11 protein-coding genes are annotated in these 12222 nt (G+C 49.6%); 5 read left to right on the top strand and 6 right to left on the bottom strand.

Annotated elements, in window-relative coordinates:
- Positions 1-149 precede the first annotated feature (149 nt).
- The 4 genes from ACN4EG_RS00985 (at position 150) to ACN4EG_RS00970 (ending at position 5321) form a co-directional block, all read left to right on the top strand.
- Positions 150-1388 carry an HlyD family efflux transporter periplasmic adaptor subunit gene (locus ACN4EG_RS00985; protein WP_431627262.1) on the top strand — a complete coding sequence of 413 codons (1239 nt, stop codon included), beginning with the start codon at positions 150-152 and terminating at the stop codon, positions 1386-1388.
- A gap of 373 nt (positions 1389-1761) precedes the next feature.
- Positions 1762-3003 (top strand): ABC transporter permease DevC, encoded by a 1242-nt coding sequence (gene devC / locus ACN4EG_RS00980; RefSeq protein WP_431627260.1) that lies wholly within the window; start codon positions 1762-1764, stop codon positions 3001-3003.
- Between the two features lie 104 nt (positions 3004-3107).
- Complete coding sequence (gene bioA / locus ACN4EG_RS00975) at positions 3108-4388, top strand: adenosylmethionine--8-amino-7-oxononanoate transaminase (protein WP_431627259.1); 1281 nt, start codon at positions 3108-3110, stop codon at positions 4386-4388.
- A gap of 207 nt (positions 4389-4595) precedes the next feature.
- Positions 4596-5321 carry a DevA family ABC transporter ATP-binding protein gene (locus ACN4EG_RS00970; protein ID WP_431627257.1) on the top strand — a complete coding sequence of 242 codons (726 nt, stop codon included), beginning with the start codon at positions 4596-4598 and terminating at the stop codon, positions 5319-5321.
- Between the two features lie 387 nt (positions 5322-5708).
- Here ACN4EG_RS00970 and ACN4EG_RS00965 read toward each other — a convergent pair whose 3' ends face one another.
- Positions 5709-6533 (bottom strand): YebC/PmpR family DNA-binding transcriptional regulator, encoded by an 825-nt coding sequence (locus ACN4EG_RS00965; RefSeq protein ID WP_431627255.1) that lies wholly within the window; start codon positions 6531-6533, stop codon positions 5709-5711.
- A gap of 302 nt (positions 6534-6835) precedes the next feature.
- Here ACN4EG_RS00965 and ACN4EG_RS00960 point away from each other — a divergent pair, with 302 nt between their 5' ends.
- The gene (locus ACN4EG_RS00960; protein WP_431627254.1) at positions 6836-7378 is read left to right on the top strand and encodes an SH3 domain-containing protein; all 543 of its coding nucleotides are present in this window, start codon (positions 6836-6838) and stop codon (positions 7376-7378) included.
- 98 nt (positions 7379-7476) lie between these two features.
- Here ACN4EG_RS00960 and ACN4EG_RS00955 read toward each other — a convergent pair whose 3' ends face one another.
- The 5 genes from ACN4EG_RS00955 to cruF form a co-directional block, all read right to left on the bottom strand.
- A complete protein-coding gene (locus ACN4EG_RS00955; protein ID WP_431627253.1) occupies positions 7477-8442 on the bottom strand; it encodes a DNA-formamidopyrimidine glycosylase in 966 nt (321 codons plus the stop codon).
- Positions 8435-9292, bottom strand: a complete 858-nt coding sequence (locus tag ACN4EG_RS00950) for a class I SAM-dependent methyltransferase (RefSeq protein ID WP_431627251.1) — start codon at positions 9290-9292, stop codon at positions 8435-8437. Before ACN4EG_RS00950 ends, ACN4EG_RS00955 begins: the two co-directional genes overlap by 8 nt.
- Before the next feature lie 258 nt (positions 9293-9550).
- Positions 9551-9790 (bottom strand): photosystem I reaction center subunit IV, encoded by a 240-nt coding sequence (locus tag ACN4EG_RS00945; protein ID WP_431627249.1) that lies wholly within the window; start codon positions 9788-9790, stop codon positions 9551-9553.
- Positions 9791-9992: 202 nt separating this feature from the next.
- On the bottom strand, positions 9993-11168 hold the full coding sequence (cruG, locus tag ACN4EG_RS00940; RefSeq protein WP_431627247.1) for a 2'-O-glycosyltransferase CruG: 1176 nt from the start codon (positions 11166-11168) through the stop codon (positions 9993-9995).
- Positions 11169-11201: 33 nt separating this feature from the next.
- Positions 11202-12119: a gamma-carotene 1'-hydroxylase CruF gene (gene cruF / locus ACN4EG_RS00935; protein WP_431627245.1), complete on the bottom strand. Its 918-nt coding sequence runs from the start codon at positions 12117-12119 to the stop codon at positions 11202-11204.
- Positions 12120-12222: the final 103 nt, after the last annotated feature.

The following is a 12222-nucleotide window of genomic DNA, read 5'->3' as shown; positions in this document are numbered from 1 at the left end:
ACGAATTGCTTGTTCTATCGTGTAGATCGGTTGCTAACTTGCCCGAGAATAGTATTTCTTCCTGGATCGGCGCTAGGATTAAGTCTGACTTGTGGTTGCTTTCCTCCTCTGCCTATGCATCTGCTGTGTTTTTTCAAGGAGTTTAAGCGTTGAATCCCAATCCATTGATGAACCCTTCTGGTGCAAGGCTAGTTCTGATTGTTTCAGCGGTTGCAGTGGCGATCGCGGGCATCGGCACTTCCATCGTTTTGATGAAGCCCAATCAACCCACCCCGGCGGAAACGACCAACGCAGCAAAGGCGGAAGAGAATAAAGATGCGATCGGAGCGTTGGGGCGTCTAGAGCCCGCTGGAGAAATTTATAAAGTGGCTGCCCCTGCGACGGGCTTTAGCTCCCGGATCGAGAAACTCTTGGTGAAGGAAGGGGATAAGGTCAAAGCGGGGCAGCCTTTGGCGGTGATGGATAATTACCCGTCCCTCGTGGCCGCTGCTCGGCAAGCTGAAGCCCAGTTGATTGAAGCGCAAACCCGTCTGGATCAGGTTCGGGCCGGGGCGAAACAGGGCGACATTAGAGCGCAGCGGGCGGAAGTGTTGCAGGCAGGGACGGATTTGGAGCGATCGCGGGCGGATTTGAGCACCGCAGAGCTCGAGCGACAAAAGGCGATTTTTGAAGCAAATAAATGGGAGGCAGAGTTTAAAAAAGCGGAGTGGGATTACGAACGCTACAGCCAATTGCGTAAGGAAGAAGCTATTTCTGAAGCGGAGTTAAAAAGTCGCGAACTGAATTACATTACAACCAAGCGACAGTTTGACCAAGCCCAGAAGGCCGTGGGCCAAGCGGAACAAACCGTGCAGCAGCGGCAGCAGGCAATTGCTCGGGCCAATCTGGCGATCGCCAAGGAAGATCAGCGGCTCAGTAGTGTGGCGGAGGTTCGCCCAACGGATCTTAAGCAAGCAGAAGCACAAGTCTTGGTGGCCAGAACCAATTTTGAAAAAGCCAAGGTGGAACTGGAAACGGCGGTGGTGAAGTCGCGCATTGATGGTCAGGTTTTGGTTGTGCATGCCAAGGACGGAGAAACGGTTGGCACCAGCGGCATCATGGAAGTGGGTCGCACGGATCAAATGTTTGTGGTAGCGGAGGTCGATGAAAATTACATTGGCAAGGTGGCCTTAGGGAACAAAGCTAGGGTTAAGAGTGATGCGTTTCAGGGCGAGATTAGTGGTACTGTGACGGAAATTGGCCGACAAGTTCGTCAAAATGCGGTGACTAGTGCCGATCCTGCGGAAAAACAGGATTCTCGGATTGTGGAAGTCAAAATTCGGCTAGATGACAGTAAGCCGGTGGCAGGGTTAACCAATCTTCAAGTCAAAGTTGCAATTAATCCCTAGTCACGTCTGCTGGGCAATTGCCTAAATTAGTTGACTCATAGACTTACCAATCGGTTTATCAATTAGTTTGCTAGTTGCTTTGCGAGTGGATTGGCTAACGGTTTGACGAGTCCGCTTACCGATCGCTGGATCAACAAATGTACTCAGGGAAGAGCGTATCAATCAAATCCCAAGTGGATGGGTCTGGGGGTGGATGGGTCGATGGGTCGGTGCGTGGATCGGGGATATTGTTTCTTAGACAATCCCTAGTTGGTTCAGAGTGTACTCATCAGTGAGTTTTCCTGTGTGCTTGCTAGCATTATTTGTCAGTCTGTTTGTCAGTCAGTCTGTTTGTCAGCGAATTGATCAGTGAGTTTACTAATAGTTTCCCCGTATGTTTGCAATTCCCCTTGCCTGGCTTCAGTTGAAACGTGAAACGATCCGTCTTTTGGTCGCGATCGCGGGTATCAGTTTTGCGGTTATTTTGATGTTTCTGCAACTGGGATTCCAGGATGCGTTATTTGAAAGTGCAATCACCTTTCACAAAAACTTGAAAGGGGACATTTTTATCATCAGTTCCCAATCCACTGCATTGATTGCAATGGAAAATTTTCCAGAACGCCGACTGTATCAAACCTATGGAGTTCCTGGAATCAAAAATGTGAGTCCCATGTATATTGGCTTTGGGACTTGGAAGAATCCATTTTGGGAAGGCTTGCCGAAATCTCAGACGCGTCAGTTGATGGTGACCGGGGTTAATCCTAGTGATGATGTGCTGGAGATCCCAGGATTTACGGTACAGGCTCGTAATGAAATTCGCTTAGAAGATCGGTTGCTGTTTGATAGTAAGTCACGGGAAGAGTTTGGACCGATCGCGCAAAAATTTCCTGAATATCAAGCGAAAGGTGAACTGATTCGCACTGAGATTTCTAATAAGCAAGTGAAGATTGCTGGTTTGGTTGAACTTGGTGCGTCCTTTGGTGCCGATGGTAACGTGATCACCAGTGATGATAATTTCCGTCGAATTTTTGATCAACGGGAAAAGGGTGATATCAATGTTGGGATTATTCAGTTGGAACCGGGAACGGATGTTCTCAAGACGCTAGATACGCTGAAAGCCACGATGCCGGGTTCTTTAAGAGTGAACCCTAAATTAACCCCAGAACAGGCGCGGGAAGATTTTATCATTGGGGATGTGCGAGTTCTGTCAAAGAAAGGCTTCATCAATGTTGAACTGAAATATTGGCAAGAAGGGACTGCGATCGGCTTCATTTTTGGTTTGGGTGTCGCGATCGGATTCATTGTAGGGATCGTGATTGTGTATCAGATCCTCTACACTGATGTAACGGATCACTTAGCAGAATATGCAACGTTAAAAGCAATGGGCTACAAAAACCGCTATTTGCTGAAAGTTGTGTTTCAAGAAGCAATGATTTTGGCAGTTATGGGCTTCATTCCCGGTTATCTACTTAGCAGCGGTATGTACGTTTTGACCAGAAATGCCACCGCATTACCCGTTGGTATGACCACCAATCGTGGTGTTTTTGTATTTTGCCTTGCGGTGATTATGTGCTTAATTTCTGGCGTTATTGCAGTGCGCAAAGTGCAAGATGCTGATCCGGCTGATATTTTCTAAGCGATCGCTGCTTTCTAGCCGATCTTATTGCCGATCTTATTGAGTGGTTAGTCCGTTTCTAATAATTGCGATTGTTCTTAATCCATCATCCTTGTTTGTAACCCATGGCTCACCCTAATCTGTGGTATCCCTACACCCAGGCAAAAACAGCTCCCGATCCACTTAAGGTTGTTGCGGGCCAAGGGGCTTGGCTGGAGCTAGAGGGTGGCCAACGGATTTTAGATTGCATTTCCAGTTGGTGGGTTAACTTGTATGGCCATGCCCATTCCCACATTGCAGAAGCGATCTACAACCAAGCTCGTACCTTGGAACAAGTGATTTTCTCGGGCTTTACCCACCAGCCAGCGGAAACCTTAGCGGAACGGTTGACTACGCTGTTGCCAGAACCCTTGACGCGAGTGTTTTATTCCGACAATGGTTCTACGGCGGTGGAAGTAGCGCTGAAAATGGCCTATCAGTATTGGCTGAATCAAAAACAGCAACGCCGTACGTTTATCGCCTTTGAAGGTGCTTACCACGGGGATACCTTTGGGGCGATGGCGGTCTGTGCTCGATCGACCTATTCCGATGCCTTTGCGCCAATGCTGTTTGACGTGGAGTTTATTCCCTTTCCCGATACGTTTTTGGGAGATACGGCGATTGAAACCAAGGAAGCCGCAGCCTTGGCAATTCTACAGGAAAAACTCCAGCAGAACCCCGATCTCTATGCTGGGGTAATTGTGGAGCCGTTAGTGCAGGGAGCCTACGGAATGCGCATGGGGCGGCCTCAGTTTTTGCAGCAGGTACAGCAATGTTTACAGGAATGGGGTGTGCTACTGATCTTCGATGAGGTCATGACGGGGTTTGGGCGTCTAGGCACAAAATTCGCCTGCGAAAGGGTGGGAATTAGTCCCGATATTATTTGTTTATCTAAAGGGATTACAGGGGGCTTTTTGCCGTTTTCCGCTACGGTTTGCACAGAGGCAATTTACGAAGCCTTTTACAGCGAAGATCTCAGTAAGACGCTGTACCATGGCCACAGCTATGCGGGGAATCCGTTAGGTTGTGCCGCCGCGATCGCGGGGTTGGATCTGTTGCCACAGTATGAACCCAGATTTGCCGCGATGGAAGCCCAGCATTTGGCGCATCTCCAAGTCCTGCAAGACCATCCCAAAGTCCAACGGTTGCGGGTGACAGGCACGATCGCTGCCATGGACATTACCACCGTGCCCGAGGGATATCTCAATTCGGTTTCGGTTGCGGTGCGGCAGTTGGCGATCGAGCACCATCTCCTCCTGCGGCCCTTGGGTAATGTGCTGTATCTCCTACCGCCCTACTGCATCACTGATGGGGAATTGGCGTTTATCTATGATAGTATCCAGGCAATTTTAGACAAACTTGCTTAAAATTGAACATATCTCTTGATCGGTGGTTTGTCTTAGGCGAGGGATGCTAGTCGATTTATTCAGACACTTTATTCAGACCCCTTGTTTAAATACTTTCTTTAGACCTTTGTTTCAGACGTTATTGTTCAGAATTGTTCAGATCTTCTACACCCTCTGGATATTGGCTTGCAATTTTTTCTTGCTGTTTTCTAAACCGGATTGAATTCCATGACTGAGCCTATTATCGCGATCGACAAAGTGAATCATTACTTTGGTAAGGGAAATCTTCGTAAACAGATTCTCTTTGAAGTAACGACAACGGTTGATCCGGGGGAAGTGGTGATTATGACGGGGCCATCGGGTTCAGGGAAAACTACGCTTTTGACGCTGATTGGTGCCCTGCGATCGACCCAGGAAGGCAGTATGAAGGTGCTAGGTCAGGAGTTGCGGAATGCATCGGAGGTTCAATTGGTGTCACTGCGGCGAAATGTGGGCTATATCTTCCAGGCCCATAATTTGCTCAATTCCCTGACGGCTAAACAGAATGTGATGATGTCGTTGGAACTCCACGACCAAATTACGCCTACCGAAGCTAAGGAGATGGCCGAAGGCATGTTGGAAGCGGTGGGATTGCAGGAACGAATGAATTACTATCCCGATGAATTATCCGGCGGACAAAAGCAACGGGTGGCGATCGCGCGGGCGTTAGTCTCCAACCCGAAGTTAGTCCTAGCCGATGAACCCACTGCAGCGCTGGATAAAAAATCTGGACGGGATGTGGTGGAAATTATGCGTAATTTGGCCAAGGAGCGGGGATCTGCTGTCGTACTAGTGACCCACGATAACCGGATTTTGGATGTGGCCGATCGCTTGATCCACATGGAAGACGGACGGTTGGAATCCTACGACTTGGATCAGGAACCCGCGCCCGAAAAAGCGATCTCGTTGGGCTAACCCAATGAATCATCTAGACCGTAGAAACTCCTTTGTCTGTGTTAATACAACTAGCAATCATAAATGGATAGCTACGTTAATCCTGGACTGTATTGATTAAAAGTTGCTGTGCACTTGGGCCTACAATCAGTTATGGTTACTAGTGGATATGTGACAAAGATCACATGTCACCCAGTAGGATGAATCGATCGGATGATGTTAAATCACCGACTTGGATGAAGCAAGGTAGCCGGGTGAAAGCTTAATGTAGAGGGGTATAGAGCACAAGACTTCGGGCTAGCTGGGCGGGGCTTTCCAGTTGACCCGAAGTTTTTCCCGTATTGGCCCCGGTGGCACCAAAAAAGCATTTTGAACGGGGATATGCAACGGAAGATGTTACTAGGTGAGTTATGCCAAACTCATGGCCATTAACTCATCACTAATTTCAAAATTAGCGGTTACCGTTTGCACATCATCTAAGTCTTCTAAGGCATCAATGAGTTTCAAGAGCGATCGGGTTTGATCGGCATCCTCCAATTCCATGGTTGTGGTTGGGATCCAGCGGAATTCTGCCTGGGAGACGATATAGCCCTGCTTTTGCAACGTCTGACTGAGATTTTCTAGATTGGTAATATCCGTGAAGACTTCCGCGAGTTTCCCGATCTCCATGTCCTCGGATTCCGACAGGTCGCTTAACTCATAGGTGTCTGCCCCCGCTTCTAGACAAGCCTCCAGTAGGGCTTCTTCGTCCAGGGTGGCAGGAATGCGGTTGCGGCCTCGTCCGATCGGGGTGAGATCAAAAGTGAGCGAAACCACGCCTTTTTGTTCAAACATCCAGCCCACGCAGCCCGTTTCCCCCAGGTTGCCCCCGTTTTTGCTGAAGGCCGCTCGCAAATCGGCGGCGGTTCGGTTGCGGTTGTCGGTCAGGGCTTCGATTAAAATTGCTACCCCCCCAGGCCCGTAGCCTTCATAGCGAATGGCTTCCAATGCATTTCCATCGGCTTCCAAGGTGCCGGAGCCCTTCGCGATCGCTCGATCAATATTGTCATTGGGAATCCCGGCTGCCTTGGCTTTGTCGATCGCGGTGCGCAATTGAAAATTTCCTGCGGGATCGGCTCCGGCACGGGCGGCAACAATAATTTCCCGCGAGATTTTAGTAAAGACATTGGCACGTTTTGCATCCACTCGGGCTTTTTGTCGTTTAATGTTAGCCCACTTACTATGTCCTGCCATTACTATGTCCTGCCATAGGTTCAGTGCTTGTTCAACAGTTTTCTAGGATAGACGATGAACTGTATCCCTGAGGAGCACTTGACGGGGAGTCGGGTCGCCTGAATGGAAAGAAATGTAAAACCTCGCAACCATTTTCTAGAAACCTGAGTCACGATCGAAGGGAATAGGATAAGGAACACTAATTATTTCCGGAATTAAAATTAAGGAATCCCTATCCTAGGAGGATCGATCTTGCACGGCTCAATTTCCTAATCAGTGGGAGCAACTGTACGCCGCTATTGTGACTTGTGAGGGATGCTTCTATGAAACTTTTAAGCTTAATCCAAGCGGGTGTTACGACGGTTAGTGTGGTTCTCTTGTCGGCGGTGGCCGCGTTGGCAAGACCGGCCTATGTGGTGAATGTGCAGCCGGGAAATATTGTGAATGTGCGATCGCAGCCAACGACCCATTCGGAAGCGTTGACCTATGCAACCTTGGGGCAAAAGTTGGAAATTATGGATGGGCAACGTGGCCAACAGGGATACATCTGGTACATGGTGCGAATTAATCCCGACGATCGGGGTTGGATTCGGGAGGATTTTCTGCAATTTCCAGGGGTAGGTGGCGAATTTTTCCCATCCCTAGCGATTTTGGATGCAGGCTTGCCTGGAGAACGGTTGAATGTCCGATCGGGGCCAGACACTCGCTACAATGCGCTATTTGCTGGCCTCCATGGCGATAAAGTGTTTGTTAATGAAATGACGACCGATCGAACGAGTCAATACACCTGGTATCACGTTCAATATTTGGGGCAATCCCACCGTCAGGGATGGGTGCGAGGTGATTTGGTGCAATTGCTGTTTTGATGCACTGGTTGATAATGTACCTGTATTTGAATGTGCTTCTGTGATAAAGCACCTATGTTAACCTAACTGTATTGACGTGTTTGCATGGAAGATTTGCATTAATGCTGTATGTGAGGTGATGAGCGAGTTGTTTTTAATGTGTTGCTAGCTGTAGTTTTGCGTGTTTTTTTACCTGTAGTTTTGGGATCAGATAGTTGGGTGGCTGAGCGGCGATCGCTGGGCTGACCGGGCTGGCAGCGGGGGCAATAGTGGGCCGATCGACCCGCTAGCTTAATTCGTTCGATCGTCGTTCCGCAAACCCGACAAGCTTCCCCATCTCGGCCATACACCCACGCTTGTCCACCATAGTTACCATTCACCCCTTCCACGGTGCGATAATCCCGTAGGGTGGTACCCTTGGCAGCGATGCTGTCTTCTAGGACTTGAATGACATGGCGACGTAACGTGTCTAGTTGCTGGGGTTGCAGATCAGCGCAATGGGTCGTCGGATGCAGATTGCTTAAAAACAATGATTCATCGGCGTAAATGTTGCCCACCCCAGCGACTAACGTTTGATCGAGTAAGGCATTTTTAATGGGACGTTTGCGATCGCGGCACCAATCAGCTAAATAATCGGTGGAAAAGGCGGCATCAAAGGGTTCTGGCCCCAGATTTTGCAAGCCGTGCACGATATCTTGGGGCAAGCGATCGGGCGGCACCCACCAAATTTGTCCAAAGGTGCGTGTATCGATGAATCGCAATTCCCGATCGTTCTGGAAAAAGAAGCGAACTCGGGTATGTTTTTCTACGGGCCGATCGGATGGTACCCAGAGCAATTGTCCCGTCATGCGCAAATGCACACCTAAATAGCCCTGGCAGCCGGCCTCTCCTAATTCTGCCAGTAAATATTTACCCCGGCGCTGCCACTGGGTAATCGTGCAATTGACTAATTTGTGGGGAAAATCTGTGGGATCCGGATAGGCGATCGTGCGAGGCAACAACACCTCAGCGCCAGTCAGGATCTGGTTCAGGGTCGTCTCATTCAATCCCCGACGCACGGTTTCCACTTCAGGCAACTCAGGCACGATCGTTGTCCTCACAAAGCAACTGGGCAGCGCAATGGCGTCTCTTGTAACCCACGGAAAAAAAAGTCATGTTCTCATACCAAACACCTCGCTCAGTTGCTTGTGCCTCAATATCCTCAACATAACTCGCTATCAAGATATTCAACTGCTCAAATGTCAAGGCCGAAAGTGGATTCTCAGTCGGATGAAACCAGCCTCCATTCCACTGTCTAGCTTGCTCAACAGATTTATAGAATCCCATTTGCTCGGATTTTACTTTGATATCTTTACATCCAACATCTTCTAATAACTGTTGGCATCGTTCCGGGGTTCCGGTTGGCTCGTTGATATTGGGTACAGTGACTCCATGCCTAGCAGCAACTTCAATGATAAGGGGTGCTTCACACGACTGATTCGAGCAAGATGAAAAGCCAATAATACCGCCACCTTTGAGCCAACGATACCAGTTTTGTAATGTTGTCTGAATGTCCTTAAAGTAGACAATAGCTGACGAACAAAGAATTACATCAAAGCTTTCATCCTCAAAATCGATAGTCTCGGCATCTGCCTCAATTAGCTGCACGTTTTGCAAACCTAATTCTTGAATTTTTCGCTGGGCTTGACTGAGCATTCCGCTAGAAAAATCGACTCCGATGACTTGACCTTCCCTGCCTACTGCCTGCGCCGCCGCGATCGCGATAATTCCTGTACCTGTTGCAATATCTAGCACCCGTTGTCCAGGTTGAAACGGAATCAAATCGAGAATTGGAAGGGAACGGCGAATTGTGTAGTCATTGTCATAGCTTGTTCTGCCGTTAAAGAAATCAATCACAGTTTGTTTGTATTGCGTTTCGTACTCAGCACTTTGCATGACTACAATCTTCTGCTCGAATCTCTACCTCTCAATATACTGCTGTAACCAACAATGGAAAGCTGCATAACTCAAGCTGCATAACTAATGTATTGGTGCGGTTAGTGAGAGATCTGGATACTGAGTTCATCATCCTAGCCCATGAATACAAAAATGGAGTAGATCAATTGATCTACTCCAGATGGCTTGTGACTGCTGAAATATCTTCCAAGAGTTGGCTTGAGTAAACCTCAAACACAATCTCTAAGAGAATAAACCTTAGCCCTCTTTCTTAGCCTTAGCGGGAGGAGCTTCAACTTCCACCAATTCGCTCACCGCAAAGTTGTTGGTGTTGACGCCACTGGCACTACCGCTGAAGCCGGTATAATTCACTTTGTCAAAGCGCACCACTACGTTGTACTTAATGCCGCTTTGGTCAATGGATGCCACGGTACCAATATCATTGTACCAATAGGATTCTGGACGCAGGATGCGAACTTTTGAACCACGCTGAACCATGAGTGTTTTTCCCTCTTTTTATCAAAGCTAAACTCATACAGCTTTATTGATTCCCACTTTACTATGGGAGGGAAAGGTTGCTACGGAACTCACCAAGGGTTGCAACAAACTGAAACATAACCGCAACTTTTGTCATTGATTTGGCATTGATAAGGGTTCGATCGCCCAATTACCGATCGAACCTGTCTTGACCACTACAAATTCAGCCAGCGCTGTAAATCCTGCCCCGCCACTGGGTTGGTGTGCGGCTAGAGGACAGCCAAATTCGCCAGACAGCTAAGGGATCCGCTAAGGGGGATAGCCAAAACCAAAGTTTCCCCTGGGCTTGACTGAAATCGTAGGACGGCGCGATCGCGAATCCTAGGGCAAATCGCATGAGCACTAAAATGCTATTGCCAACCAAGCTGCCAAGCACAGGTAACGAGGTATTGCCCGCGAAATAGCAAATTGCACTGAATAGAAGTAGTGAGATCGGGAGTCCCTGGGTCATGGTGAGAAACCAGAGATCACCCCAAACTTGCTCTGGGGAAGCGGCATCTTTGAGATCCAACGATCGGCCCCATTCTTCCCAGGTTTCCCGCCAGCCTTCATACATCCGTACTTTCAGCACCTTGGCCCCATCTAAAAATCCCACCTTGGCCCCCAAGGCTGCTGCATTTCGCGCCAGTGTCACATCATCACAAAAGGATTGGCGAGCGCTACTGTAACCGCCCAGATCCGCCAGCAGCGATCGACGACAGAGGAAGCATTGGCCATTGGCCATGACCCGATCGGCCTGGTTACCTGTTTCTCCCGCTGCCCCAAAGCGGTAGACCAAGGTCATCAGCAGGGCGGGTTGTAGCCACAGTTCCCCAGCGGATTTCAAGATGAACCGAGGGGATAGGGAAATCAGGTCATAGCCTTCCGCTTCCGCAGTGGCGAGTAAGCTGGCGACTAGGCCGGGTTGGGGTTGGGTATCGGCATCCACCCCCAAAATCCATTCACTCTGCTCGGAACTAGCGAGAAATCCGCTGTGCAGTGCCCAGGGGCGTCCCACCCAGCCGTTGGGTAGGGGATCGTCCTGCATTAGTTGAACGCGGGGATCGTTCATGGATGCGGCTTTGACCAGATCGGGGGTGCCATCCGTCGATCGGCTATCCACGACCACGACTTCCCGCACTTCCGGCCCTTGGCGGGTCAATCCATCCAAACAGGGTTGCAGCCTTGCCGCCTCGTTCAGGGTGGGAACCACGACGCTGACTTTGCCAATTTGGCTGGGATCTGCCGATCGGGGTTGCAGGGGAGGATGGCGGAAAGGCCCGCGCAGCAACCGGGAGAGCAAAATCGCGATCGCGGGCAGTTGCAGTAACAGAATCAGGGCAAAGGTGGCATCTAACACAGGCAAAACCGTAACGGAAAGGGCGGACGAAAATTAGCTAGCGGCGATCGATTTAGCCACAGGTTCAGTGGGATCCGGAGCAACGGTGGGCGTCTCAACCGGAACCTTGCGCCAGAGAACGATCGCGGGGACGACGCCAAAAATGACCGAAATGGCCATCATGACCCAGAACCGTTGATCCAGTTGCGCCAACGTAATCAAGGCCCCAAAGGCAAAATTGATCAGGTAAATGGCCAAGGGGGTATTCAATTGATCGCGACGTAGACCGATCGTGCCCTTGCCCCAAAACAAAGAGGCGGCAGTCATGAAGACAATTCCGGTTCCTAGCCATCCGGTAATGTTGCGATAGGGCATCCCGAAAAATTCACCGACATCTTGGAATTGCCAGAAGGGATAGGGGGTTTGGCTCATGGCGGGATCGAGCACAAAGTCCCAGGCGGTCAGGAGGCCAGCGCCAATGATAATGCTGCCGATGATTCTAGCCCAGGTGGGAAGTTTCAGTTGTTCCAGGCCCGATCTCGCGATGACATAGCAGGACAGCCCGACGTAAAACCAAGACAATGGAATGGTGAAGGGGACTAAGCCCGCAATTTTGTAGCCCAATCCATCCAGATAGCTATAGGCTCCGAAGGGAAACCCTGTACTAGTGCCCAGCAGTTCGCTACAAAGGGACAACCCCACCGCAGGAATCATGAAGGTGAGCCAGCGCTGATACCCCAGTACCCGATAGGCATAGAGGGAAACGGCGATCGCCCCTAGCACAATGTAAACCACGCCTCCGCCCGCCATGCTGTAGGCAAAGGCTCGTTGTCCAAAGGCGGGTAAGAGGGCAATAAATTCGGGATTAGGCAGCACGAGGAGCAAGCCCGCTAACCCAAAGGCGAGGGACAAACAGTGACCCAATAGACAAGCCCGCTCTGCGATCGCAATTCGTCCCATAGCTTTCTCCATAGATGTACTCAACGGATGGACTTAGATAAATGGACTTCAAGAAATGGACCAAGGTCATCAGACAAAGATAATCAGATAAAAAGTATAAATTTATAGACTGATT

This window comes from Alkalinema pantanalense CENA528 (assembly GCF_050753345.1).
GTDB classification, from domain to species: domain Bacteria; phylum Cyanobacteriota; class Cyanobacteriia; order Leptolyngbyales; family Leptolyngbyaceae; genus Alkalinema; species Alkalinema pantanalense.
The sequence above is the reverse complement of the archived record's forward strand: the minus strand, read 5'-3'. Positions and strand labels throughout refer to the sequence as shown.

Excerpts from the sequence above, each read along its gene's own strand:
- devC (WP_431627260.1), top strand. The coding sequence starts at position 1,762 with ATGTTTGCAATTCCCCTTGCCTGGCTTCAGTTGAAACGTGAAACGATC.
- bioA (WP_431627259.1), top strand. The coding sequence starts at position 3,108 with ATGGCTCACCCTAATCTGTGGTATCCCTACACCCAGGCAAAAACAGCT.
- ACN4EG_RS00970 (WP_431627257.1), top strand. The coding sequence starts at position 4,596 with ATGACTGAGCCTATTATCGCGATCGACAAAGTGAATCATTACTTTGGT.
- ACN4EG_RS00965 (WP_431627255.1), bottom strand. The coding sequence starts at position 6,533 with ATGGCAGGACATAGTAAGTGGGCTAACATTAAACGACAAAAAGCCCGA.
- ACN4EG_RS00960 (WP_431627254.1), top strand. The coding sequence starts at position 6,836 with ATGAAACTTTTAAGCTTAATCCAAGCGGGTGTTACGACGGTTAGTGTG.
- ACN4EG_RS00950 (WP_431627251.1), bottom strand. The coding sequence starts at position 9,292 with ATGCAAAGTGCTGAGTACGAAACGCAATACAAACAAACTGTGATTGAT.
- ACN4EG_RS00945 (WP_431627249.1), bottom strand. The coding sequence starts at position 9,790 with ATGGTTCAGCGTGGTTCAAAAGTTCGCATCCTGCGTCCAGAATCCTAT.
- cruF (WP_431627245.1), bottom strand. The coding sequence starts at position 12,119 with ATGGAGAAAGCTATGGGACGAATTGCGATCGCAGAGCGGGCTTGTCTA.